This is a genomic window from Rothia amarae (genome assembly GCF_014705945.2).
GTDB classification, from domain to species: Bacteria; Actinomycetota; Actinomycetes; order Actinomycetales; family Micrococcaceae; genus Rothia; species Rothia amarae.
In genome coordinates this window covers 1982973-2008233 of record NZ_CP061538.1, presented here as the reverse complement: position 1 = coordinate 2008233, position 25261 = coordinate 1982973, and the positions used below count along the sequence as shown (strand labels likewise).

22 protein-coding genes, 1 tRNA gene and 1 riboswitch are annotated in these 25261 nt (G+C 54.4%); of the genes, 13 read left to right on the top strand and 10 right to left on the bottom strand.

The window, feature by feature from the left end; translation table 11 throughout:
• Window positions 1-47 precede the first annotated feature (47 nt).
• From IDM48_RS09385 to IDM48_RS09375, 3 genes are read left to right on the top strand one after another with little or no spacing between them, the layout of a single operon-like run.
• On the top strand, window positions 48-689 hold the full coding sequence (locus tag IDM48_RS09385) for a copper chaperone PCu(A)C (protein WP_190617094.1): 642 nt from the start codon (window positions 48-50) through the stop codon (window positions 687-689).
• A gap of 52 nt (window positions 690-741) precedes the next feature.
• Window positions 742-2091, top strand: coding sequence for a Dyp-type peroxidase (locus IDM48_RS09380; RefSeq protein ID WP_190617092.1), 1350 nt, complete (start codon window positions 742-744; stop codon window positions 2089-2091).
• Window positions 2092-2145: 54 nt separating this feature from the next.
• Window positions 2146-4359 carry a bifunctional copper resistance protein CopD/cytochrome c oxidase assembly protein gene (locus IDM48_RS09375; RefSeq protein ID WP_190617091.1) on the top strand — a complete coding sequence of 738 codons (2214 nt, stop codon included), beginning with the start codon at window positions 2146-2148 and terminating at the stop codon, window positions 4357-4359.
• A gap of 105 nt (window positions 4360-4464) precedes the next feature.
• Here IDM48_RS09375 and IDM48_RS09370 read toward each other — a convergent pair whose 3' ends face one another.
• A complete protein-coding gene (locus IDM48_RS09370; protein ID WP_190617089.1) occupies window positions 4465-5856 on the bottom strand; it encodes an amino acid permease in 1392 nt (463 codons plus the stop codon).
• 249 nt (window positions 5857-6105) lie between these two features.
• Here IDM48_RS09370 and IDM48_RS09365 point away from each other — a divergent pair, with 249 nt between their 5' ends.
• Window positions 6106-8037: an NHL domain-containing thioredoxin family protein gene (locus tag IDM48_RS09365; protein WP_190617087.1), complete on the top strand. Its 1932-nt coding sequence runs from the start codon at window positions 6106-6108 to the stop codon at window positions 8035-8037.
• Between the two features lie 114 nt (window positions 8038-8151).
• On the opposite strand, the gene IDM48_RS09360 is transcribed toward IDM48_RS09365, so the two are convergent.
• Window positions 8152-9141, bottom strand: coding sequence for a zinc ribbon domain-containing protein (locus IDM48_RS09360; RefSeq protein WP_190617085.1), 990 nt, complete (start codon window positions 9139-9141; stop codon window positions 8152-8154).
• A gap of 76 nt (window positions 9142-9217) precedes the next feature.
• Here IDM48_RS09360 and IDM48_RS09355 point away from each other — a divergent pair, with 76 nt between their 5' ends.
• Window positions 9218-9919, top strand: a complete 702-nt coding sequence (locus tag IDM48_RS09355) for a hypothetical protein (protein ID WP_190617083.1) — start codon at window positions 9218-9220, stop codon at window positions 9917-9919.
• A 3-nt stretch (window positions 9920-9922) separates the two neighbouring features.
• Here the strand turns inward: IDM48_RS09355 and IDM48_RS09350 are convergent, their stop codons facing one another.
• From IDM48_RS09350 to IDM48_RS09340, 3 genes are all read right to left on the bottom strand, one after another.
• On the bottom strand, window positions 9923-10546 hold the full coding sequence (locus IDM48_RS09350; protein ID WP_420803885.1) for a class I SAM-dependent methyltransferase: 624 nt from the start codon (window positions 10544-10546) through the stop codon (window positions 9923-9925).
• Between the two features lie 41 nt (window positions 10547-10587).
• Window positions 10588-11604 (bottom strand): MauE/DoxX family redox-associated membrane protein, encoded by a 1017-nt coding sequence (locus IDM48_RS09345; RefSeq protein WP_190617081.1) that lies wholly within the window; start codon window positions 11602-11604, stop codon window positions 10588-10590.
• A gap of 100 nt (window positions 11605-11704) precedes the next feature.
• Window positions 11705-11775, bottom strand: a tRNA-Gly gene (locus IDM48_RS09340).
• A gap of 234 nt (window positions 11776-12009) precedes the next feature.
• Between IDM48_RS09340 and dcd the strand changes: the two genes are divergently transcribed.
• Window positions 12010-12618 carry a dCTP deaminase gene (dcd, locus tag IDM48_RS09335; RefSeq protein WP_190617079.1) on the top strand — a complete coding sequence of 203 codons (609 nt, stop codon included), beginning with the start codon at window positions 12010-12012 and terminating at the stop codon, window positions 12616-12618.
• A gap of 36 nt (window positions 12619-12654) precedes the next feature.
• Window positions 12655-13797 (top strand): hypothetical protein, encoded by a 1143-nt coding sequence (locus tag IDM48_RS09330; protein WP_190617077.1) that lies wholly within the window; start codon window positions 12655-12657, stop codon window positions 13795-13797.
• On the opposite strand, the gene IDM48_RS09325 is transcribed toward IDM48_RS09330, so the two are convergent.
• Both IDM48_RS09325 and IDM48_RS09320 read right to left on the bottom strand, forming a co-directional pair.
• Window positions 13794-15341 carry an MFS transporter gene (locus IDM48_RS09325; protein WP_238397958.1) on the bottom strand — a complete coding sequence of 516 codons (1548 nt, stop codon included), beginning with the start codon at window positions 15339-15341 and terminating at the stop codon, window positions 13794-13796. The genes IDM48_RS09330 and IDM48_RS09325 overlap by 4 nt on opposite strands.
• Window positions 15342-15358: 17 nt before the next feature.
• A complete protein-coding gene (locus tag IDM48_RS09320) occupies window positions 15359-15625 on the bottom strand; it encodes a DUF4235 domain-containing protein (RefSeq protein ID WP_068169978.1) in 267 nt (88 codons plus the stop codon).
• 166 nt (window positions 15626-15791) lie between these two features.
• Window positions 15792-15893: riboswitch (TPP riboswitch) on the top strand.
• Between the two features lie 43 nt (window positions 15894-15936).
• Between IDM48_RS09320 and IDM48_RS09315 the strand changes: the two genes are divergently transcribed.
• Genes IDM48_RS09315 through IDM48_RS09305 form a run of 3 tightly spaced genes read left to right on the top strand, consistent with a single transcriptional unit; the run spans window position 15937 to window position 18988 of the window.
• Window positions 15937-16542: an ECF transporter S component gene (locus IDM48_RS09315; RefSeq protein ID WP_190617074.1), complete on the top strand. Its 606-nt coding sequence runs from the start codon at window positions 15937-15939 to the stop codon at window positions 16540-16542.
• A gap of 8 nt (window positions 16543-16550) precedes the next feature.
• Window positions 16551-18173 (top strand): ABC transporter ATP-binding protein, encoded by a 1623-nt coding sequence (locus IDM48_RS09310; protein ID WP_190617072.1) that lies wholly within the window; start codon window positions 16551-16553, stop codon window positions 18171-18173.
• Window positions 18170-18988 (top strand): energy-coupling factor transporter transmembrane component T family protein, encoded by an 819-nt coding sequence (locus IDM48_RS09305; RefSeq protein WP_233125939.1) that lies wholly within the window; start codon window positions 18170-18172, stop codon window positions 18986-18988. Before IDM48_RS09310 ends, IDM48_RS09305 begins: the two co-directional genes overlap by 4 nt.
• Before the next feature lie 14 nt (window positions 18989-19002).
• On the opposite strand, the gene IDM48_RS09300 is transcribed toward IDM48_RS09305, so the two are convergent.
• The 3 genes from IDM48_RS09300 to IDM48_RS09290 all read right to left on the bottom strand — a co-directional run bounded on the left by IDM48_RS09300 (window position 19003) and on the right by IDM48_RS09290 (window position 21088).
• Window positions 19003-19884, bottom strand: coding sequence for an aminodeoxychorismate lyase (locus IDM48_RS09300; protein WP_190617070.1), 882 nt, complete (start codon window positions 19882-19884; stop codon window positions 19003-19005).
• 10 nt (window positions 19885-19894) lie between these two features.
• Window positions 19895-20491, bottom strand: coding sequence for a nucleoside/nucleotide kinase family protein (locus IDM48_RS09295; RefSeq protein ID WP_190617069.1), 597 nt, complete (start codon window positions 20489-20491; stop codon window positions 19895-19897).
• 108 nt (window positions 20492-20599) lie between these two features.
• Window positions 20600-21088: a low molecular weight protein-tyrosine-phosphatase gene (locus tag IDM48_RS09290; protein ID WP_190617067.1), complete on the bottom strand. Its 489-nt coding sequence runs from the start codon at window positions 21086-21088 to the stop codon at window positions 20600-20602.
• Between the two features lie 599 nt (window positions 21089-21687).
• Between IDM48_RS09290 and dnaK the strand changes: the two genes are divergently transcribed.
• The 3 genes from dnaK to IDM48_RS09275 all read left to right on the top strand — a co-directional run bounded on the left by dnaK (window position 21688) and on the right by IDM48_RS09275 (window position 25261).
• On the top strand, window positions 21688-23538 hold the full coding sequence (gene dnaK, locus IDM48_RS09285; RefSeq protein ID WP_145175700.1) for a molecular chaperone DnaK: 1851 nt from the start codon (window positions 21688-21690) through the stop codon (window positions 23536-23538).
• Between the two features lie 2 nt (window positions 23539-23540).
• Window positions 23541-24131: a nucleotide exchange factor GrpE gene (locus IDM48_RS09280; RefSeq protein WP_190617065.1), complete on the top strand. Its 591-nt coding sequence runs from the start codon at window positions 23541-23543 to the stop codon at window positions 24129-24131.
• A gap of 137 nt (window positions 24132-24268) precedes the next feature.
• A complete protein-coding gene (locus IDM48_RS09275; protein WP_190617063.1) occupies window positions 24269-25261 on the top strand; it encodes a DnaJ C-terminal domain-containing protein in 993 nt (330 codons plus the stop codon).

Genomic DNA, 25261 nt, shown 5'->3' with positions numbered 1-25261 from the left:
AGACGCCATAGTGCGCTGCCCTTTGAACTGTAAGGAAAAATCACACCATGTTGAACATGAACAACAAAATTATTGCCCCTGCCCTCTCCCTGCTTGCTCTGGGAAGTCTTGCGCTGTCAGGCTGCGCATCAAGCGATAACGCGGCGGACAACTCCTCTGCTTCGGCTTCTGTTTCTGTCTCCGCATCAAACGAAAAATCTGACCTCGAATTTACCCAAACCTGGGTCAAAGCGGGGCAGGGGGAGATGACGGCGGCATTTGGCGATGTTACCAATCACAGCGACAAAGCAATCAAGCTGGTCAGCGCCGAATCTTCGGTGAGCGATATGACTCAGCTACACACCACCGAAATCGATCCGAAGACCGGTACCACCACCATGAAACAGGTTGATTCGATGACCATCGAACCGGGGGAGACTTTCAAGCTAGAACCCGGTGGAAATCACATCATGCTCATGGACATGAAATGCTCTATCCCTGCAGGTCACACGGTAAAAATAACCCTCAAAGATGACCAAGGGAAATCTTATGAGTTCGAGGGGCAAGCACGCGACTATTCTGGTGCTAAAGAAGAATATGCGCCCGGTGAACAAGCCTCTTCCTCCGCAAGCATGGATTCTCAGATGAACATGGGCCACTCGATGCACGGTTCCTCCGAATCTGCATCAGCCATGCCCACCTGCTCCTAGCAGCATTTTGATTCTCCCTAATCGCCTTTGAACGTGAGAACGTGAGCGCATTATGAGTCATTCTGAACAACCGCTTCAGGGTACTGAAAATTCATTTTCTGAAACCGCCAAGGCTGAGCAACACTCAGCCCAAGCCAGCGCATCGTCAACCCCGCTGGCAGGCGCTAGTCGACGCGCCGTCGTCGCCGGTACCGTAGGTTTGGGGGTGGGAGTAGCCGCTACTTTGGGTACTCAAACGGCCCTTCAATCCGCGCAGAAATCCCAACCGAAAGATGAAGCCCAGCCACCGCTGATAGGTCAGCGCGTACCTTTTTTTGGATCGCGCCAGGCGGGGATTGAAACCCCGGCACCAACCTATGCCTCTTTCGTTGCTGTTGATCTCAACAACGGCATAGATAAAGATGGTCTGGAGCGGTTGCTCAGAATTCTCACCGATGACGCCGCGCACCTCACCGAAGGTAAAACACCTGTGGTGGACCAAGAACCTGAACTTGCCCAGGTTGCTGCCTCTCTGACCGTAACTCTAGGATTTGGCGAAAGAATCTTTGAAATTGCTGGCGTGAAGAAGCCCTCCTGGCTACAACCGCTGCCGGCATTTGAAAAAATTGACCAACTTCAGCAGCAGTGGAATGACGGCGATTTGCTCCTGCAATTCTGCGCGGACGATCGCCTCACCCTCGCTCACGCTCAGCGAATGCTTCTCAAGGACGTGCGTTCTTTTGGGCGGGTTCGCTGGGTGCAAGAGGGTTTCCGCCGAGCATATGGTTCAGAGAAACCCGGACAAACCATGCGTAATCTTTTTGGGCAGCTAGACGGCACCGTCAACCCCACCACCGAGGCGGGTACCATGAATGAGTATGTGTGGGGAGAAGCCGATTCTCTCACCCCCTGGGAAGATGGCGGGACGTCGGTAATTATCCGCCGCATCCACATGAACTTAGATACCTGGGATCAGGCAGACCGCCCGGCGCGTGAAGACGCAGTAGGGCGCAAACTCAGCAACGGCGCGCCGCTGACGGGAACTAACGAGCACGACGTGGCAGACCTCTCGGCAACAAACGAGCTGGGATTCAACGTTATCGCCCCCTATGCGCATATCCGTCGAGCCTCCGCTCAAAAACCCGAAGAGCACATTTTGCGGCGGGGATATAATTACGACATGCCCGTCAGCGATGCGTCAGGATTCTCCGAGCACGGGCAAACCAGCGGGGGAGTCTCTAATTCTGGGCTAATCTTCGCCTCCTATCAGGCAGACCCCGTTAAACAATTTGTGCCCATCCAGCGGCGTCTAGCCGAACTCGATATGCTCAATACCTGGACGGTGCCCATTGGGTCGGCAGTTTTTGCGATACCCGGCGGATGCCAACCCGGAGGGTTCATTGGCGAGAAGCTTTTCGCCTAGACTCGTTCGAAAACCCCACAACAGCGTATATAACGCATCAGGAATATTATGGCTATGAAACCAACACCCTCCACCACTTCGGCATCGTCGGGGCGCAGCCGCGCGGCGTCTGCCGGTGAAACCGTGCCTGAGAACAAGCGCGGTCTGAGCCGTCAGTGGGTATGGGTATTTCCTTTTGCCGCCCTCACCTTCCTGCTGGTTACCTTGGCACTGCTCGGCATCAACGCAGCAACCGACCTGGCCGACGCCGGAAGGTTCGTGCGATGGAGCCTGCCCGTAGCCGAAACTCTGCACAACTTCACCATGATTTCGGTGATGGGCTCCCTTCTTTTTGCAATCGGAATTGTTCCTCGTTTTAGCGATTCCACCTGGCGAAAAAATCGCATCAACATGGCGCACAAATACAGTGCAGAACAACGGCAGAAGAACTTGGAACGTGACGAATATCCACCGTTTGTTTCTTTACTGAATTTCGGCGCCGCTATGGCAGTTGCCTGGACCATTCTGGCGCTCTGCGTGCTTATTCTTGCCTACGCCGATATTTCTGGGCGACCGGTAAGCCTCACCAGCGCATACACATCGGAACTTACCAGTTACATCACCACGATTGACTCCGGAAAACAACAAGCAACCACGGTCATCGTGGCGGCAGTTGTGGCGACCCTCATTTTTGGTGTTCGCTCGCTGATGGGTCTCTTCCTCACCCTGGCGCTTTCCATGATTGCGCTGGTCTCCATGGCGTTGGGTGGGCATTCCTCAGGCGGAGACGACCACATGGGAGCGGTCAACTCTCTTGGACTGCACCTCCTAGGCGTAGCGCTCTGGTGTGGTGGTCTCATCGCGCTGGTCTATATCTCCCGCCAGGTTTCGGCCCAAGACGCCGGCAGCGGTACCCTCACCGAATCTGCGCGCGGCAGCGAATCAGCTACCGAGCGTCGTGCGCCAATGGCGGTAGTTGTCCTGCGCCGCTATTCGGTTCTGGCACTCGGCGGTTTTGTGCTGGTGACTCTTTCGGGCGTCGTCAACGCATCAGTGCGTATGAATAGCTGGGATGAAATTTTCACGACAACCTATGGACAACTGGTCATCGCCAAGTTGATGCTGACTCTCGTCCTCGGCGCAATCGGCGCGCTGCACCGCATGAGCCTCATCCCGGGAATGCAACGCGGCGAAGTCGGGCTCATTCGCGGTCTATGGACGGCAATTCTCGTGGAAATCGTACTAATGGGTGCTACCAGCGGGCTAGCGGTATCGCTCTCGCGCACCCCACCGCCGGTACCTGAAACACTCTCTGAAGATGCCTCACCGGTACGCATTATCACCTGGTACGACATGCCCCCTGAGCCGCATCGCGCCGAATGGTTTACCCAGTGGCGTTTTGACTGGTTCTGGGTAGCGGTTATTCTCTTCCTAGCTTTTGCTTACCTCTGGGCTTTCGTAAAAGTGAAACGAGCAGGTGGTCAGTGGTCGGTAGTACGGCTGCTCTCATGGTTCGTAGGTCTCTTCTTGCTCAACTACGTGACTTCGGGCGCGCTCGCGGTCTACGGTCGCGTATTGTTCTCAGCGCACATGGTGGAGCATATGTCGTTGACTATGATCGTGCCCATTTTCTTGGTGTTAGGTGCGCCCGTCACCCTGCTTTTGATGGCGCTCGAACCTAGGCAGGACGGCACCCGCGGCCCCCGCGAGTGGATTCTGCGACTGGTACATTCAGGGTGGTCAAAGGTTATTACTAACCCCATCTTCGCCGCGGTGAACTTCGCGGGTTCGATTGTGATTGTATATTTCACCCCCATGCTGAACTTCGTGCTCAAGTACCATGTGGGCCATGAGTTCATGATTCTGCACTTCCTCATCACCGGTTACATCTTCTCGCTGGTTCTGATTGGTATCGACCCCATTCCTAACCGTCCCGGCTACCCCTTCCGGCTCATTATGCTTATTGCAACCCTGGGTTATCACGCCTTCGTAGGCATCGCCATGATGAGTATGGACACCCTACTGGCAGCGTCCTGGTTCGGTAATCTCGGCCGCCCCTGGGGACTTTCCGCCATCGATGACCAGAAGCTGGGCGGATCCCTGATGTGGGGCATCGGCGAAATTCCAACCATGATTATTGCGGTCATGGTCGGCGTGCTCTGGGCACAGAACGATAAGAAGGTTCAGCGCCGTTTTGACCGCAAGGAAGAACGCGATGGCGACGCCGAGCTCAACGCCTACAACGACATGTTCCTTGACCTCAACGAACGGGATGAACGGAGAAAGTAGAGGGCGAGGGGCAGGAAATTAGGTTTCAAGTACACCCAAAACGTTGAATGCTGAGAATATTGGATGAGTATTCAACGTTTTGGGTGTACGAAAGCTTCTGGGAGGCTAACCCTTCGCCTGCCGTCGTGCATTCAACACACCGAGCACCACGACGACCGCCGCGACCGTCGTCGAAATAAGCACCTCAACCCGGTGGCTTTCGGTCACCGCCATGAAGATTAGAAGCGCGCCGAGAGCGAGAATCATTGCCCAGTTCAGGTAAGGGAAAAGCCACATCTTCAAAACGCCGGGTTGTTTCAACACATTGATTCCCTGTGCAGCCAAAACCTTGCGGGAGCGCAATTGCGAGACGGCTATGATGAGCCACACAAAAATTCCGATGGCGCCGGTGGAATTGACCAACAGCGCGAAAACGGCTTCTGGCATGAAGTAATTGAGTAGTACCGATGCCAACCCAATCAGCGACGAAAAGATGACGGCGCTCCACGGGCTCTTGACGCCAGATACCCTGCCAAAAAAGGCGGGCGCATTGCCGTTTCGACCCATCGCAAAGAGCATGCGGGATGAGCTATACAGCGCCGCGTTCAAGCAGGAAACGAGCGCGGTGAAGACCACGACGTTCATGATGACGCCCGCGTAGGGGATGCCCAGCACTTCAAAAAGCGTGACGAATGGAGAGTGCCCGGAGGTAATCGAGGTCCAAGGAACCACCATGATAGTGATTCCAACCGCGCCGATAAAGAAGAACAGAATACGGAAAACGACGGCGTTGACTGCCTTAGTGACTGCCGCCTGCGGGTGCTCAGATTCTCCGGCGGCTACCGTCACAATCTCGGCCCCAAACATGGAGAAGATAACAGCAAGGACGGCGGTGAACACCGCGCCGATACCGTTGGCGAAGAATCCGCCCCCCGCCGTCAAATTGGAAACTGTTGCAGGGGTGTTAGGAATAATGCCCAGCAAAGCGAGTACACCGGTGAGAATTACCGCCAGAATAGCGCCAATCTTGATGGAGGAGAACCAAAACTCTGCTTCACCATAGGTACGAACGGTGACAAGGTTCAGCACCATCATGAGCAAAACAAGAACGCCTGCAGCTGCCCACTGAGGAATGGCAGGGGACCACTGATGCACAATAGTTGCAGCCGCCGTTGCCTCAATCGCTACGGTTACTGCCCAGAACCACCAGTAGAGCCACCCGACGCTAAATCCAGCCCATCGACCGATAAAACGGTTGGCGTATGCCTCAAATGAGCCTGTTTCTGGAGAAGCAGATGCCATTTCGCCCAGCATACGCATCACCAAAGTCAGCACTAGTCCTGCAATGGCGTAGGAGAGAATAACCGCCGGGCCTGCCGTCACAATCGCGGTGGAGGACGCCACAAGGAGGCCCGCCCCGATGGCACCGCCGAGGGCGATCATCGAAAGATGACGCGGTTTGAGCGAACGCGAAAGTTGCCGCTCAGCCTGAGCTACCGGTGTTGTGTGTTCTGCCATGATCGACCTTTCAGCGCTAAAAAATAGTGGCGATCAAAATGAGTCACAGTAACTTTACAACGCAAATACGTAAGACACGTTCATGTCGCGGCTAAATGCCGAGGGGAGCCGCGGAGAACTGCGCTGGGGTGAAGGTAGAAAAACTTCATATTTCGCTCTTCGAAAGGTAACTTGGGGCAGACCCAACCGGGTTGTACTCTAACCAATAGAGACCACTATCCTCTTCTCATCATTTTCTAGGAGCTACAGATGACTGAATCAATTCGTTCGCCGCGCGTTCGCGCCTCAGAACTGGTGGGCCGAGGCTGGCTCAACACCGGTGGGAAAAATCTAGACTTAGAAGCCCTGCGCGGCAAAATTGTGGTGCTTGATTTCTGGACTTTATGCTGCATCAACTGCCTGCACGTGTTGGATGAGTTGCGCCCGCTGGAAGAAGAATTCTCCGATATTTTGGTGACCGTGGGCGTTCACTCTCCGAAGTTTGAACATGAGGCAGATCCCAAGGCACTTGCTGCTGCGGTTGATCGCTACGATATTCAGCACCCGATTTTGGATGACCCCGAACTGACCACCTGGCAGGCGTATACGGCGCGCGCGTGGCCTACCTTGGTGGTCATTGACCCTGAAGGGTACATTGTGGCGCACCTTTCGGGGGAGGGACATGTTCAAGGTCTGATTTCTCTGGTACGTGAACTTGCCGAAGAGCACGAGCAGAAGGGTACTTTGCACCGCGGCGACGGCCCCTACGTTCCCCGCCCCAAGCCAGAGGGTACTTTCGCGTTTCCCGGTAAAGCGGTGGAACTCCCCGCAGAATTTGCCGACGGCGAGCGTTCTTTCTTGGTGACCGATACCGCACGCCATCGTCTGGTACAGGTCAAGGATGATTTCGAGACCGCTCTGGCAACCTTTGGCGGTCCCGAAAAGGGCTGGGCGGACGGCGGCGCTACTGCCGCTCGCTTTAACGAACCTCAGGGGCTTGCTTTAGTACCTGCCGAATTGCGCGAGAAACTGGGTTACGACGTCGTCGTAGCTGACTCTGTCAACCACCGTTTGCGCGGGCTGCACCTGGCAAGCGGTACCGTCACCACGCTGGCAGGTAGCGGAGTGCAGCGACTGATTGATGGGCAAAACGTTCGCAATGCGGATCCCAACGAAATTGTGGACGGCGCCGATCCGCTGACCGTTGCGCTGTCTTCCCCCTGGGACATTCTGTGGTCTTCCCGCGCCGAAAAATTCATTATCGCGATGGCAGGAACCCACCAGATCTTTAGCTTTGAGCCGGTCAGCGGTCAGGTTAAGGTCTTTGCCGGTACCGGTGCTGAGGGGCTCAAAGACGGCGCCGCCGATGCGTCATGGTTCGCGCAGTCCTCTGGTCTTGCAGAAGCAGCCGACGGTACTCTATGGGTTGCGGACTCTGAAACTTCTGCCCTGCGTTCTATCAGCTTTGAAGGCGATACCGTGCAAGTATCTACCGCCGTGGGGCGAGGTCTTTTTGACTTTGGATTCGTCGATGGCGACGCCGAACAGGCGCGCATGCAGCACTGCCTAGGAGTTACGGTTCTGCCGGATCAGTCGGTTGCTGTAGCCGATACTTACAATGGCGCCATTCGCCGTTTTGACCCGGCAACAGGAGAACTTACCACCCTTGCCCGAGGTTTTGATGAGCCCTCAGATGTCTTGTGTGAGCCGACCGAGGACGGCGGAACCCGACTCGTCGTCGTTGAAGCTAACGCCCACCAGCTGGTACGAGTTAACCTGCCAGAGAAGGCTCAAAAGGTGAACGAGGGTGCATCACAGACGGCACGTCCCGCTACTCAGCTAGCCGGGGAAACCTTGGAGCTGGTGTCCCGATTTACTGCACCCAGCGGGCAGAAACTTGATTACCGCTGGGGTGATCCTACTCAGCTGAAGGTCTCCTCCACTCCTGAAGAATTCATCGTGGAAGGTGCAGGAACCAGTCAGGGGCTCACCCGCTCGCTTAAGCTCAACCCCGAAATTACCGAGGCGGTTTTGCACATTACCGCTCGCGCTGCAGCCTGCGATGGCGAGCCTGGCGGGGAAATCCCCGACCACGCTGCCTGCCATCTCTACCAGCAAGACTGGGGTATTCCCGTCAAAGTAACAGGAAATGCCAGCGATGAAACCGAGCTCACCCTCGATTTGCGCGGTGTGAATAGCTAAACGTCACTGCTGAGGTGTACCCCGGTAACAAAGCGGCGGTGGAACGAGTGTAAGAAGTTCTACCGCCGCTTTGGCTTTATCGCTGTAGCTTAGAGGGGGATACTCTCTCTAAAACTAATGAGAAACCGGATGCACAGTGACATCGGTATCTGTAGTTTCTAGCGTGCCTGAGTAGATGAAATTCACCGTGTCATTGACCTGTGATGTTTTACCAGTCAATAAATCAAGCTGGGTGAAAGATACTTTTGCGGTTCCCTGCGAATCGGGCAGAACCCACTTTCCCTCAGGAGACAGCTTGGCTTGGGGTTCGGGGTATTTCTCGATAGACCACTTAACATCGCCCTGGACTCTGCCGGTGAAATCGTATTCAAAGGGGCATCCCGCCGGGTACAGACTGCTTTGGATAGCGCACTGATCGAGCTGGGATTTAATGCTGTAGACAATAGAATTCTGAGCCGTCTCGCTGGGCACCAACTCGATACTGAGCGTTTGCGGCTTCTGATCTGCTGAAACCACCTGCGCGGTCTGCGGCTTAGCTGAATAGAGCGCTGACTCATAGGTGGCAGTAAACTCGCCCGGATAAGTGACGGCGAAAGCCCTCTTGCCCTGGTCAATAGCGACCTTCTGGTTATTGAGAGTAGCAGCTGAATCACCCGACGACGCAACGTTGACCACGGGGAGTTCTTTGGTATCGATATGCCACTGGTCAAAAACACCCCAGTGCGAGCCCACCTTACTCAACTGAAAATCGGTGGTTTGAGGCTGCCCATCGAGGGTATAAGAAACTGTCACTACCGCGTGGGAGCCATCGTCACTGTACTGAGTCTGAGCAACTTCTAGATCTTTCAGCTGCGCCATCGACGCCCGCAACGCATCGCCGTCGAGCATCGCTCCGTTAGATTCCGGCACGGTAGCACCGAGAATCCCCAACGCACGCTCGCCATTTCCCTCTCGAACTGCAGCAAAATATTGGCTTACTTGCCCCGCCGGGTTGTAGACGGTTCTGTTGATTAGTGCCAGTGCCACCAGCGCAATGATTACTGCACACAATATGGCAACCGCCCAGGTAGCGAGTATCCGGTCCACTCGAGAAGAAAAACGCATGCTACCAATTTAGCCCACATAGAACACGCGGCTTATATCGTAACGACAGGTGCATCGTGCCCCCTAAGATAAACATATGGCAGAACACGTTTATCAGGTCCCTGAAAAATATGGGGAAGCTCAGGGGACATACCACCCCCGCATCCACAGCTACCACCGTAGGATTTTTGCATCGATCCCACCGGCGCTCGTCATACTGGCAATTATCTTTTTGCTGACCAGGCGCCGGTTTGCTCTGCCCTACACCATAATTTTGATTGTGGTGGTGATTGCTGCGGCGTTTGCGATTTACTCTGTTCTGAAACCGAACATCGTGGTGCGCACCTCCACCCACCTGCTGCGGGGCAGAACCATAGGATGGAATGTCGTTCCCCTTGCCAACATCAGCCAAACGGTGTTTGCCGAGCGGCTCGCGTCCAAAAAATCTATGAACCTTCCAGACGGCGGCGCTAAATCGCTGCGCCACAAGGGAATTCCTGCGATGTGGGCGCTCAACTCGGCGGGCAAAAAAGTATTCCGCCTCGACGGTCGAATTTGGGACGGCAAAACGATGCGACGCATCGCAGCCGATATCTCCGATCAAACCGTGGTTTACCCGCGAATCAACGTAGTGCAAATGAACAAGCAGCACCCCGGGCTGGTGACTTTCAACGAGCTACATCCCGGGTGGAAGTCCGCTGCCGTTTCCATCGTCTCGTTGATTGTCTTGATAGTACTCGCCGCCGGGGCACTGCTTCCGGAAGAAACCCTGCGCCAGTTCAATATCCTTTGGAGTTAGAACCTAGCGGGTCAACACTGCCACTAGAAAGTTCGAATCAGTTGCAAACGGGCGCAGATCCCAGGTAGAGAAAGTTTGCTCAATCTGCAGCCCTGCAGCAGATACATCGGCAAAAAACTGCTCAAAGTCGTAACCGCGCCCGCCGCCGAAGCCTACGACCGCGCGTCCGTCGGCTTTGAGTACTGCCCGAAAATTCTTCAGAACGGGTAAGCGGGTGGATTCTGCTAAGAAGGTCATGACGTTGCCAGCGCAAACAATCGCGTCAAAACCGCTCTCACCCAGCTCAGCAACTTCAGGGACATCTAGTGCCTGCAAAAGATCCGTCAAATCAGACGTAATCCAGGTAGCTTCGGGGCACATGCGGGTAGCTTCAGCAATGAGTTTGGGGTCAATATCGACGCCGGTCACCTGGTGTCCGGCGCGCTGGAGGTAGGTGCCTAAACGTCCCGGACCTGAGCCCGCATCCAGGATTTTCGCGTTGCGGGGCACCATTGCATCAATCAGACGAGCCTCGCCATAGATGTCCTGCCCTGCCTCCTGCATTGTCTTAAAACGCTGGATGTACCAATCAGAATGTTGCGGATTACGTTCAGTTTGAATCTGCCACAGCGACTTTTCTCGCACGATATGTTCCTTTCAACGAACCGTTATCCCACCAGTTTAGCGGCTTAGGCGGCGTCGAACTCATAGAGCAAATCGTCCATAAAGTCTGTAACCAAGTGGCTACCAAAGACCGGGCCGCCAGCTAACAGTCCATCAATGCCCAGCGCAATCACCATAGGAGTTCCACGACCAAATGCGATTTGAGTATTGAAGCCGGGGTCAACCCACACCTCAATCTCCTCGGGCATGTGAAGTTGCGCGATTTGCTCCTTAGAAGAAACTACCGGGTGCAGGCTCAGCATGGGGAGGCGCTTCTGCCAATCTGCAATCTTCGGGATGATCTCAAGGCAGGGGCCGCAGCCGGGGGAGAGGAAGAAAAGAACTCGCGCACGCTGTTCGGCTAGCTCGCGTAAAGAGCGAGTACCCAGGTTGGTTTCCAACGTGCCATAAGGGATGGGGAGGCGAATATACTCGTCGTCCTCAATCGCCTCGCCCTCGACGGGAGCGGGTTGCATCATCTGAGGAGCTACCTCGTGAGCGGCTTCTACAGCGGGGGTTGCGAGTAGCTCAGAGCGATACATTGCCCACAGCGCAGCAGCAGCAAATACGGCACCTAGAATCCAAAGCCAGCCGGCGCCGTCGAGATGAAGCAGAATGACGAGCGCAGAGGTGCGGGTCTGCACCGCCGCAACCAGTGCACCAATTGCTGCGCCCAGCAGCGCAGTATTACGGATGAGCGTGAACCGAGAAACCGGAGCTTCGGAGGCACCTCCAAAGCAGTTGCAGCTGGCTGTGTTGCCGGTGGCAACCGCGCGGGCAATCACAATCCAGTAAGCGGCAAAAAGAATGACGGCAGCGATTCCGCCTAAAATAGTGGGCCAACCCGGTACAAGAAGGAGCCAAAGTGCCAGCGCAATCTCACCCCAGGGTAGAACGCGCGATACAAATTTAAGGGGTAGCCAGCGGTCCAACTTGAGGTTAACGATGGCGGCGGCAGTGCTCGCGCGGTCTTTCGCCTTGGCGATGCCGCTTGCAACGAGCGTGATGATGATGGTGAGAGTGCACAGGACAAGGGGAGTCATGAATGCCTTTGAGGGGGGAATGGATTGTTCTGCTTTAAAGAATAATGGTTCGCCCATGAGAATAAGGGCAGGTGAGGGGAAATCCACAGAGAGAAAAGAGAGCGGCTGACGGGAATCGAACCCGCGTATCAGGCTTGGGAAGCGTGCGCTCTACCATTGAGCTACAGCCGCAGGTGCTTTGCTGAACAAAGCATCCCTTACAGTGTATCTTTTCGCGCACAAGATATCTAACTGCGGTAGGCGGTGGGCGGTGTCGGTGGCGATCTCGACGCCGTCCGCCGGGGTTTGTATCAGATTCCGCACGAGGTACCAGGAACGTATCCAGTACAGTGTGCGCTATCTGGTACAAACCGTCAGAGCCTTTAAATCCGACAGAACACGCAAGTCATACGATAGTTTTAGAGGGTGCTTATTTCAGATCGCGATATTCGCAAAGAACTCAATGACGGACGGATCGTCCTAGAACCATTCGACGAGTCCATGATTCAGCCAGCATCGGTTGACGTGCGCATAGACCGTTTTTTCCGTCTTTTCGATAACCACAAATACGCTCATATTGATCCTTCCAAAGATCAGTCGGAGCTCACCCACCTGGTAGAAGTTGACCCCAATGAGCCATTCATCCTTCATCCCGGCGAATTTGTACTGGGCGCAACCTACGAAAAAGTCACTCTTCCTGCGGATATAGCCGCCCGCCTAGAAGGTAAATCATCGCTGGGACGTTTGGGGTTGCTCACGCACTCGACCGCCGGCTTTATTGACCCAGGTTTTTCCGGTCATGTGACCCTCGAACTTTCCAACATGGCAACCCTGCCCATTATGCTCTGGCCAGGTTCCAAAGTGGGGCAGCTGTGCTTCTTCCGTCTCACCTCTGAAACCGAGCACCCCTACGGCAGCGGCGCCTACGGAAACCGCTATCAGGGCCAACGCGGGCCGACGGCGTCGCGAAGCTACCTCAATTTTCACCGCACGGAAATCCCGCTGGAAGAGATTTCCAGCACCGATAACACCTAACCCCTCACATTCCTCACCCACCTCAAGGAGCCCCCCATGCGAGGATTTCAAGTTAGCCCTGCTGGCGTGGATATTTATCTAGTCTTTGAAGAGTCCATTTCTCAAAGGTTCTTCAATGATGCGCTCGCAGAGTGGGGAGCATTGCAGCCTCGCATCATCTCAGGCACGGTCCAGAAGTATGTGAGTGAGTACCCCCAGACCTGCATCGTCATTACTGAGCGGAATGAGCGGCATCTTCAAGCCGATTTTCCTGGTATGGCTCACTTGCTGGTGGTCTCTGACGAGGAGGTGGGGCACGAGCGTCTGACTGTTGAAGTTACGCTGTGCATGCTGAAGCAGCTCGCTGGTTCGCTCAATCTTTTTCACGCTGCTGCATTGGGCGATCCTCAGAATAAATCAGCGATGATTATGGTGGGTCCCTCAGGGCGCGGCAAAACAACCGCTTCTAAATTTTTAGGGCAGCACTTCACCTATCTCTCCGACGAGACGGCGATTGTTCAGCACGATTTTCATCTTCGGCCCTACCCCAAACCTCTGTCGGTGATTACCGAGGGACATGAAGCAAAACAGCAGATTGACCCGCAGAGCCTGGGTATTTCTACGGCTAACCCTAGCGATTTCACCTTTAAACTGCACCACGTGATTTTGTTGAACCGCCAGAACGAGCCAGTAGAGCCGCGCCTGCAACGGGTCGCTCTTGCCGACGCGTTGCTAGAAATCGTGCAGCAAACCTCAGGGCTTGTACGTACCGAGAACGGGATTGACCGGTTGATTGAGCTGATTCAGCATTGTGGCGGCGCGATCGAACTGGTTTATACGGAAATTGCTGAGACTCTTCCTCTATTGCAATCTTTGATGAGCGGTCAGTTGCAGCTCCCTGTAGAGAACGTCGATATTCAAAGCGAGCAGGCAGATTCAGTAGAAATCTCAACGGACAATGAGCGTCTCAGCCGGATGGCTGGCAGCGCGGGTTATCTGGTAGATGAGCGCATGCTTTTGACCGTGGAGGATCGTCTCATCGAGATTTCCCCTTTTGCCGCTGATATCTGGATTGAGCTCAAAAACCCGCTGACACCCGATCAGCTGCGTACCAACCTGCAAGAAATCTACGGTTCCATTCCGCAACATGAATTTGATCGGGTTATCGAAGAACTTCGGGTCAGCAGGATTATCCGCTAGCTAGTAGCCTCGCTGTTTTTCAAGACTGTACGTTGAGGTGCTGCCGTCAGCGGCAGAACCATACCTAGACCCAGGGCAATCACCACCATAATTCCTACGATTCCCCAGATTTGTGCGCCTAAGAGGTTCATAAACAGCGCGAATAGTGCGGGAGCGAGGAACGACGCCGCGCGTCCAGTAGTGGAGTAGAGGCCGAAGATTTCGCCTTCCTGCCCGCGTGGAGTTAACCGTGAGAGATAGGTTCGAGATGCAGACTGCGCAGGACCAACAAATGAGCAGAGGAGCAACCCACAAATCCAGAACATGATTCGTTCCTGGCTGAACAGCAAAGGGGTGGCGGCGCAGAGTACCCCAGCCAGTGAGATAATAATGACCATTTTGGGTCCGATGACGTCGTCGAGCTTGCCGCCAATGAGAGCGCCGATGCCTGCCACCACGTTACCGGCGATTGCAAAGATAACGACCTGAGTGGTGGTAAAGCCGAAGGTACCCGCCGCCAAAATGCCACCGTAGGTGAAGACTCCTGTGAGACCATCGCGGAATATTGCCGAGGCGAAGAGGAAATAGAGGGTCTGCGGTGCTTGTTTGAAAAGCCGGCGAATGGTGGAGAACAGTTCTTTGTAGGAGTCTTTGAAACTCATACGCTCGGTGCTTGCCTGCGCTAGCGGCGGATTCAAACGGTCCCGACGGCGCATACTCACCAACAGCGGTATAGAAAGAGCTGTTGTCCAAACGGCGCAGAACACAGCGACCGCGCGGATGTTGAGAGCATCGTTAGAAGGGATACCGAGTAAACCGGTGTTTGAACCCAAACCGATAAAGAACACCAGCACAATTGCTAATGCCACAATGCCACCAAAATAACCCGATGCCCAGCCGATTCCGCTGATGCGCCCGACCGTGTGAGGCGTAGAAATCTGGGGCAGGATGGCGTTGTAATTCACCGTGGCAAATTCGTTCATAATGTTGCCGAGGGCAATCAGAGCTACGCCCAAGTACAGATACGATTCCGAGGGCGCTACAAAGAAGCAGAGCGCCATGAGTATGGATACGGCAAACATGTTGAAACCGAGCCAGAAGGTACGTTTGCCCGAGGTATCAGAACGTTGGCCAGTAATGGGGGCGGTCAACGCAATAAGCAGGCCAGCAAGGGTAAGACCCATAGACATCACCGACGAAGCATGCTCTGGATCCCCAAAATTCTTGGAGGTGAGATAGACGCCGAAGACGAACGTGGTCATGACCGCGTTGAAGGCTGCTCCACCGGCGTCCCACAGCGCCCATGCTGCAATCGTCGATCGGGGTGCTGCGTCACTACTTGCCAGCGGGGGAGCCGCAGAGGGGGCAGTATCGGCGTGCTCAGTTTGAGCTGAAAAGCGTGGTGTCATGGGTCTAACAGTAGCGAGATTCTGGCATTTTTGTGAACGTGCGCCGGGCTGAGAAGAATTGTTTACGTCGATTTCAGATGCGGTAAGACCATCAGCCCGAGCATAAAAAAGTGTGCTTTCTTCCAAAGAGGAAGAAAGCACACTGTGTTTGCGCATGTCAGCAAAGAATTTGCTTAGACTTCGCGCTGTCCTAGTGAGTCTTCAGACTTCTTTGCTTCATATTTTGAAGCTTGACGGCTCACAGCGACCTTAATGATGGTGCCGACTGTACCGGTAATCATTGCCCAGAGGATGATGTCGCGCCAGCGCTCGTCGTCATCGGGGTTCTTGTCTGGAGGATTGTTTCCGGTGACCTTTTTCCAGGTTGCCGAAAGAATTTTGTTGGACAGTGCCACACCACCGAGTGAGGCAACGGTGCCAGCGAGCTGAATTGGATTCATGAGCTTGCCTTTCATGTCGCGATTGATGAGTATCCTTAGCAATTCTACTGGCAACATGGAAAAATGTCGCGCAGGCGTAAGTCTTCGGCTCTGGGCAGAGTTTTGAGGTGGCGCCAAAACACCTATACTGAATAAGGCTGATGAGCTGAATACGCGAAAGCGCGTATTGAACGACAGGGGAGCGCCTTCAAGGGTGCTGAGAGTGCGAAAGCAGACCCTCGAACCTGATCCGGTTAGTACCGGCGTAGGGATGTCGAGTCTCAAGTCCGCAGTATGCGGCTCCCCTTCCTCATATCGTGGAAGGAATCTTAATGGCACGGAATTATTCATTGCGCTGGCGCGTGAACGACATCGTAGTGGCGTCTGTTCTGGCAGTTGCCTGCGGTCTTATTTTTTGGGTCTGGTCGAATGCGATTTACCCGGCGCTGACGGCGGTACTGGCGCTGGCGCCGCAGTTCGCACCTCTTGCCGGTGGTGGTTGGTTACTCGCCGGTGTACTGGGCGGGTTTATTATTCGTAAGCCCGGCGCGGCTCTTTATACTGAGCTACTTGCCGCTATCATTTCTGGGCTGATGGGCACGGAATATTCGTGGATGGTTGCTCTCTCAGGGCTAATCCAAGGAATTGGCGCGGAGATTGTTTTTGCAGTTCTGCTCTACCGCGTATGGAATCTTTCAAGCGCGTTGCTGGCGGCAGCGGTTTCAGGTTTCGCCATGGGATTCTCCGAAATCCTCATTTACTACGCGTCGGAAGTAACCGGCACTAACGCTGTGATTTATGTGGCGTGTTCGATGATTTCTGGCATGGTTTTTGCTGGCTTGCTCTCGTGGATTATCACCAAGGCACTGGCTAAGACCGGGGTACTTTCTTCCTTGGCATCGGGTAGGGTTCAGCGCACTCGAAGCGAAATCCGCTAGGGGATATCGTGCAGACTTCTCCGGTTCCGTCTTTTCGCTCTGATACTTCTTCCGGTGCGTCGATTGTCGCTGAAAATTTTGGCTGGCACTATCCTGCACATGCCCAACCAGTCATCTCAGAGATTAACCTGCGTATTGAACCGGGAGAAAAAGTACTCTTGCTGGGTCCTTCAGGCGCGGGAAAGACTACCCTGCTACACGCGATCGGCGGGTTGTTGCATGACGAAGACGGTGAGTCTCAGCTGGGCACCCTCACCCTCAACGGGTATACACCTGAGGATGCCCGTGGAGTGAGCGGTCTGATGCAACAGGATCCCGAATCGTCGGTAGTTTTAGCGAGAGTGGGCGACGACGTCGCGTTCGGGCCGGAGAACCTGCAGGTGCCTCACCAAGAAATCTGGCGCAGAGTCGATGAATCGTTAGCTGCGGTGGGATTAGACCACCTGGCGCTGGATCATTCCACCTCAGCGCTTTCAGGCGGGCAGAAGCAACGCCTGGGGCTAGCGGGAATTTTGGCGATGCACGCCGGGGCAATTTTGTTGGACGAGCCTACCGCCAACCTTGACCCTGAAGGTGTAAAAGAGGTTCGCGATGCCGTGCTGCGGGCTCAGCGTCTGACCGGTGCCACGCTCGTTGTGATTGAGCACCGGGTAGAAATCTGGGCGGAGTATGTGGACCGGGTCATTGTGGTGAACCGCAACGGTATAACTCACGATGGAACACCCCTGCAGGTATTGCAGGACGCACGGGCTGAGCTGATTGCCGCCGGCGTCTGGGTTCCGGATTACTCACCTGAGTTTCCAGCACGGGAAGCGGTAGCCGGTGATGTATTGATTACGGCGGAGAAAATTGCCGTGACCCGGCAGAACCCTTCCCGCCGCATCATCAAAAATCGGCGCGCAGATTTGCTAGCTGGTCGCTCACCTCATCTTGGCTTGCAACCGGTTGCCCAGAATCTCAGCGTTCAGGTGCGAGCTGGTGAACACCTGGGAATCTTGGGGCCTAACGGCTCCGGTAAATCAACTTTTGCACTCACCCTTGCCGGGTTGCTCCTGCCGGTGGCGGGTGAACTGACAGCAAGTCCTGAACTGAGCCAGGGCGTAGATATGAAAGACCCAGCCCTGAGAAGCGATATAGCCTCATGGAAACCGGCGGATCTCGCCTCCCGTATTGGGCTGGTATTTCAGGAACCCGAACAGCAGTTCATCCGATCCACCGTACGGGAAGAACTAGAGTTTGGACCCCGTCATATTGCCCGTTCTCGTAGACAACCTGTGGATGAAACGCAGTTACACGTGCGCGTCGAAGAATTGCTAGAGCGGCTGCGGCTTAAACATGTGGAGAGCGCAAACCCTTTCACATTGTCTGGCGGTGAAAAACGTCGGCTCTCGGTTGCCACGGCGTTGGCTAGTGCTCCACGCGTCCTGGTTCTTGATGAACCTACGTTTGGCCAAGACGCTAATACTTGGAAAGAGCTAGTTCTTCTAATTCGCGAGTTGCTCGATGAATCGGTGGCGGTCATTTCAGTGACCCACGATCTTGATTTTGTGCGAGCTGTAGGTGGACGAACGTTCGTTCTTGACTCAACACATCGAGTTTCGACGGACGCCGCATCAAGGAGGGCACTGTGAGCGCACCTTTACTCTCGTCCACGGACTTATTCGCACCAGCTCCAGCCCGTACCGGGCGGCTGGGACAGCTCAACGCCGGCGTCAAACTTCTGGCAACCCTTTTGATGACTATCGGGCTACTACTCGTTAAAGACTGGGTGAGCGTTGGCTCGATTTTCTTGCTTGAACTGGTCGCCCTCAGATTGTTAGGGCTGAACCCCCTCAAACTGCTGGGCACCTTCTGGCCCATCCTGTTTGCCGCGCTACTCTCGGGCTGGTCTACCTCATTGCTCGTCGAAAAAACCGGAGAAACTCTGATTCACTGGGGCGTTCTCTGGATTACGACAGATTCTTTAACGGTGGGTGTAACCCTTGCCCTGCGCGGGCTAGCTCTAGCGCTTCCCGGCCTCATGCTGATTACCACCACCGACCCCACCGACATCGCCGATTCCCTAGCACAGACCGCAAAATTGCCCGCGCGATTTGTGCTGGCAGCGCTCGCCTCCTTGCGACTCGTGGGTCTCATGATGAGCGAATGGAACGTACTGGGGCAAGCCCGACGCGCTCGCGGTCTGGGCTCTCAAGATAGCCTGTGGCAACGGCTCAAAACACTGGTAGGGCAAACTTTCGCGCTCCTAGTTCAGGCAATTCGCAGAGGAACCCGGTTAGCGACCACAATGGAGGCGCGCGGATTCGGATCCGGCAAACGAACATGGGCGCGAGTGCCTACCTATAGCCGAGCTGACTTGTGGTTTTTCGTGGGGGCGCTCGCTATTTGTGCGGCAGGCATAGGTCTATCGGCCACTGCCGGTACCCTGCTGTGGATGTGGCAGTAACCGAACCTGAAAAGCTACCCCTGGGCGAGGTAGTCCAAGAGCTCGGCGGTGAACTCCTCGTTGTGCCGTAGGGGATTGCCGTTGAGGTGGGTCACCGGTGCAAGTAGACGAACAGAGGATGTCAGCCATACGCCGTCTGCCTCATACAAATCCTGGGGATAGAGCGGCCCGAATCCTAGCGCCCAGCCGTTTTTCTGCGCTGCCTTGAAAATTGCCCCCTGAGTAGTGCCGGGCAGAATCCCGTGGTTAGGTTCGGGGGTGAGCAGAGTCTTAACCCCGTTGTTTACCCGCGCCACAATAACCGAGCTGGTGGCTCCTTCGAGGATGCGGCGGTCATCGGTTACAAAGATGACGTCGTCCGCACCCTGCTTTTTGGCGTAGCGTAAAACCGCCATATTGAGCGCGTAGGAGAGCGTTTTGGCACCGGTGAGAAGCCAGGGGTAGCTACCTTCCTCTGCCGGGTCATGCCCGCGTGGCAGAGTAAGCGCTTTGACGCCGTTTGTGCGCTGCTCGAGGGTAGATTGCGGCGCTGGAGCTACAGTAATCCAGCTGTGAGCACCTTCCTCGGCAGTACCGCGGGAAATAATAATTTTGACAACGTGTTCTTCGGAGCCCAGCACCGTTTGTGGGCCCTCTGCAGCTTCTTTGAGCCCCAGCTCAATCGCCTGGGTTAGCGCATTCTGATTGGGGGCCGGTAAATCCAACATGCGGGCAGAATTAGTGAGCCGACTCAGGTGCATATCGAGCTTGCGTACTGTGCGATTGGCGGCAAGCATGGTTTCGAAGACGCCGTCGCCGCGCGTCAATCCCTGGTCTTCAATGTTGATGAGAGGCTTAGACGCATCTACCAGAACACCGTTGGGGTGGTCTTCGGTGAGCATTACAACTGTTGTCATGGTCACTATTCTAACTCTGTTGGCGGATGATGAAATCAGCGGTTGAGTAGTGGTGTTCCTGGGTTTTAAAGAGCTCTTGCTCCTGTTGCGCCCATATATCCCAGAAGGGGCGGTAGGTTTCCCCATCGCGCACCAGGGCTGCGGCTTTTCGTTCGTGGTCGGGGCGTTCGACCCAGCATGTGATATCGATGTCGGCGCAGAAAGCACCCACGCCCTCGCCAATCAAGATGGCGGGCTCGACTGGTTCTTGCTTTTTACATAACTTTTGGCGGGGCAGGGGTGTTGACGTTTCCCAGTCCCATCCAGTCCAGGTGCCACAGTCAGATTCGCGCAGTTGATTAACTAATGAAGACCAGTCGGCAATAGCAGGTGCAAGCCCCTCCCACCCCTGATACATATCTTCTAGGTGAAAAAGCGTGACAGCCGGAAAGTCAGCACCTAATAAATGCGCAAGATTTGCAGCGAGGGTTGTTTTGCCGGCGCCCGAGCGTCCATCGATACCCACGACGAGCAATTTGTTGGTCTGACGTGCGCGTTCGCAAATGTGATCGCGCAAAAGATTGACTGCATCATCTTCGGCGATGATTTGGGGTGATGAAATGCGCATGACAGCTTCCTGAAAATAACGAGAAAAGTACACAATTTCAGCAAAAATACACGTTCGAGCTTGTACTTTTGCCGGAAGAATGTACTTTTGTGGGGCCGCCTTGTTCCTTTAGTCTTCAATCTCCTTTTTGACATGGTCAATTACACCGGGAACGGCGTTTTTAATCATGTCAAAAGTTGTATAGAAGTCTTCCTGACCGCCGTACCAGGGGTCGTAGATTCCCAAAGAATCGTGTTCTTGGTCTGCAACTTCAGGGTCGAACTCGCGCATAAGATGGATTTTTTTGCGTTGCTCATCGGTGCTCGCCATTCGCATGAGTGCACGATAGTGGTTCAAATCCATCGCCAAAATCAGGTCTTGGGCATCGAGCTGGGACACGGTGAACTGCTGGGCACGATGAGCGGAAGTATTGATGTTGAGCTCATTGAGAACTTTCGCTGCACGGCGGTCAATTGGGTTACCGTGTTCTTCATCGGAGATGCCAGAAGAGGTGACTTCGACGTCGAGCCCTGCCTTCTTAGCGGCATCTTTGAGAAGAAATTCCCCGGTGGGAGACCGGCAAATATTGCCGGTGCAGACTGTCATAATTTTGTACATCGTTAGACTCTCTTTCAATCAATGCGTAAGGGGCTTGAATAAATACCTACTCAAGTGGCTATTGCACCAAAATACCTTAGGATTTCTTGATAAACCTGTGTATAGTCTTTGCGGTACACACATTTTACTGTGAGCCGAATCTGTTCAGCGGTTTTACCTGGAGCAGAAGCCGGGGCAGCACCCGGTATAGGCTCTTCAGATTGCTTCGATGGTTCGAAGAACGACTTAAAGTCCCGTGATCTCCACACAAAGATCACGGGACTTTTTGCATCTGCACAGAGGAGCGAAAGCGGGCCAATCTTTTGGTGGCTTTTCAATAAGTTGAGCGATATTAACTCAATTTTGGTTATGTTCTCTGAGGGTGAAATTCTCTTAATTTCTGCCTAAAAACCGCTCAAAATCAGGGTTTTGAGACCGAAAAATACTACCTTGCTATGATTTAACGAATAAAAGTTGAGCTTATCTGACTCAACTCTATTGACATTTTCCCCAAACATGAGAGACTTGTATCAAGGCAAAAGCGAAACGAGCACTCAACTTTAGAGACTCGCCGGTTTTGCAAAAGATTTAAATATACGAACTCACTAAGGAGAAAACACATGGCACGTGCAGTAGGTATTGACCTCGGTACCACCAACTCGGTCGTTTCAGTACTTGAAGGTGGCGAACCTGAGGTTATTGCAAACTCAGAAGGCGCTCGCACCACCCCCTCCGTCGTTGCATTCAGCAAAGACGGCGAAGTTTTGGTAGGTGACGTCGCAAAGCGTCAGGCAGTCACTAACGTTGACCGCACCATCGCATCCGTCAAGCGCCATATGGGCACTGATTGGACCACCGACATTGACGGCAAGAAGTACACCCCCCAGGAAATCTCAGCTCGTATTTTGATGAAGCTGAAGGGCGACGCCGAGTCATACCTGAATGACAAGGTGACCGATGCGGTTATCACCGTTCCTGCATACTTCAACGACGCTGAGCGTCAGGCAACCAAAGAAGCTGGCGAAATCGCGGGTCTGAACGTTCTGCGTATCGTCAACGAGCCCACCGCCGCAGCTCTTGCATACGGCCTGGATAAGGGCAAGGAAGACGAACTCATCCTCGTATTCGACCTCGGTGGCGGTACTTTCGACGTCTCGCTCCTTGAAGTTGGTAAGGACGAAGACGGCTTCTCCACCATTCAGGTTCGCGCAACTTCAGGCGACAACCGCCTCGGTGGTGACGACTGGGATCAGCGCATCGTTGACTGGCTGCTTGAGCAGGTCAAGTCCAAGACCGGCGCAGATCTTTCCAAGGACAAGATTGCTCTTCAGCGTCTGCGTGAAGCAGCAGAGCAGGCTAAGAAGGAACTTTCTTCAGCTACCTCCACTAACATTTCACTGCAGTACCTCTCGGTAACTCCTGAGGGTCCCATTCACTTGGACGAGAAGCTGACCCGTGCTAAGTTCCAGGACATGACTGCAGACTTGTTGGAACGCACCAAGAAGCCTTTCAACGACGTCATCAAGGAAGCCGGAGTATCCATCTCCGAGATTGCACACGTCATTCTCGTTGGTGGTTCAACCCGTATGCCTGCTGTGGCTGAGGTTGTCAAGGAGCTCACCGGTGGCCGCGAACCCAACAAGGGCGTCAACCCCGATGAAGTTGTTGCAATGGGTGCAGCTGTTCAGGCTGGCGTTCTGAAGGGCGACCGCAAGGATGTTCTGCTGATTGACGTTACCCCGCTTTCTCTCGGCATTGAGACTAAGGGCGGCGTCATGACCAAGCTGATTGACCGCAACACCGCTATCCCCACCAAGCGCAGTGAAACCTTCACTACCGCTGAGGATAACCAGCCTTCAGTATCGATTCAGGTATTCCAGGGTGAGCGTGAATTCACTCGCGATAACAAGAACCTCGGTACCTTCGAGCTGACCGGTATTGCGCCTGCTCCTCGCGGTGTTCCTCAGGTTGAGGTTACCTTTGATATCGATGCTAACGGTATCGTCCACGTATCCGCTAAGGACAAGGGCACCGGCACCGAGCAGTCGATGACTATCACCGGCGGCACCTCGCTGTCCAAAGATGACATCGATCGCATGGTCAAGGATGCCGAAGCTCACGCTGAGCAGGACAAGGCGCGCCGTGAAGCTGCTGAGACCCGCAACCAGGCTGAGACTTCCGCTTACTCCATCGAGAAGCTCATCAAGGAAAATGGCGACAAGCTTCCCGAGGATGTCAAGACCGAGGTTCAGGGCGACGTCGACGCAGTCAAGGCAGCTCTTGAAGGTGACGACGACGACGCAGTAAAGTCCGCTTTTGAGAAGCTACAGCAGTCCCAGACTAAACTGGGCGAGGCTATCTACGCTTCCGCTCAGGCAGAGGCCGCTAACGGCGACTCCTCTGCACAGGCTGATGACGACGACGTAGTGGATGCAGAAGTAATCGACGACGAAGACGAGAAGAAGAACTAATCATGGCTGAAAACACCAACGAGCAGCAGGGCAATGACCCTTTGGAAGACGCTTTCGAGGCGCCCTCCGCTGAAGGCCACCCAGAAGCCGAAGGTGTATCTGAGGACGCCGTAGTAGAGGAAGAATCTGCTACGGCACCCGAAGAAGCCTCGGTGGAGGATTCGGTCGACGAAAACGAAAAGCTGGCAGCTGAGCGACTTGAGGATCTTCGACGTTTGCAGGCGGAGTTCACTAACTTCAAGAATCGCAGTGCTAAGGAAAAAGAGCAGCTTCGCGAATTTGTGATGGCAGATTTTGTGAGCGCGCTCCTTCCAGTCATCGATGATATTGATGCCGCTCGTCAGCACGGCGATTTGGAAGACGGTCCCTTTGCCGCCATTGCCCGCAAGCTTGAAGAAACTTTGGGCAAGCACGGCATGGAGCGTTTCGGTGAAGTCGGCGAGGCTTTCGATCCGAAGATTCACGAGGCGGTTCTTCAGCAGCCTACTTCTGAGGTTGAACCCGATCATGTGTCGATGGTTCTGCGGAACGGCTACAAGGTCAAAGACCGCGTGGTGCGTTCGGCTCAGGTAGCTGTTGCTACTGCTGAATAAAATCGGGCTGAGATAGCCCATCAAGCTAGATTGGGGCGGGCTCGAAGTTCTCGAGCCCGCCCATTCTATGAAAAGCAATAATATTTTTTGAGAAGACTTAAAAGAGATTTACCTACGCTGAGATAAGGAGGCGTTCGATGGCAAGTGAAAACTGGCTTAATCAAGATTTTTATAAGGTGCTGGGGGTAGCTGAAGACGCCTCCGATGCAGACATCAAAAAGGCTTACCGCAAGCTAGCGCGCAAGTATCACCCCGACCAACACCCTGGAGATGCCGAGGCAGAGCGGAAGTTCAAAGAAGTAGCTGAGGCTTACGACGTCCTGTCTGATAAGAAGGATCGCGAGGAATACGACCAGATCCGCAAGTACGGTGCCGCTGGTTTTGCTGGCGCCCAGGGTGGCGGATTCCCCGGTGGCTTCGGGGGAGGGTTCCCCGGCGGGCAAAACGTTCACTTTAGCCAGTCCGGCGGTGGTCAAAACATTAACATTGAGGATTTGCTCGGTGGAATGTTCGGTGGTGGCGCCGGAGGGCTCGGCGGCTTTGGTGGTGGCTCCAACTTTGGCGGCGGCTTCCAGCAGGCTCCTCGCAAGGGTGCCGACGTTGAGGCAAATGCTCGTATCTCATTCAAGGATTCCTTCAACGGTACCGAACGATCAGTGACCTTGCCGTCGGGAGCAACGACTAAGATTCGTATTCCCTCGGGGGTCAAAGATGGTCAGAAGCTGAAACTGCGGGGCAAAGGGCAACAAGGTCCCGGCGGTGCTGGAGATTTGATACTTCACGTATTTGTTGATTCGCACCCTGTTTTTGAGCGCGATGGCAACGACGTAGTGGTTCATGTTCCTGTTTCCTTGCAGGAAGCCGTGGAGGGCGCCGTACTCGAAGTACCTACTCCCGACGGTAAGAGCGTGAAATTACGTTTGCAGGCAGGTGCTCCAGCAGGCCAAAAGATGCGCGCCAAAGCCCGCGGGTTTAAGACAGCAAAGGGCACCGGCAACTTGATTGTTATCCCTGAAGTTGAGCTACCTCAGAATCTCACGGATGAGGCGAAAACTGCATTTGCTGAGTTCTTGAAGCTGGCTCCTCAAGGGGATGTTCGCAGCGATTTGATGAGGAAGGCGGCGCAGTAA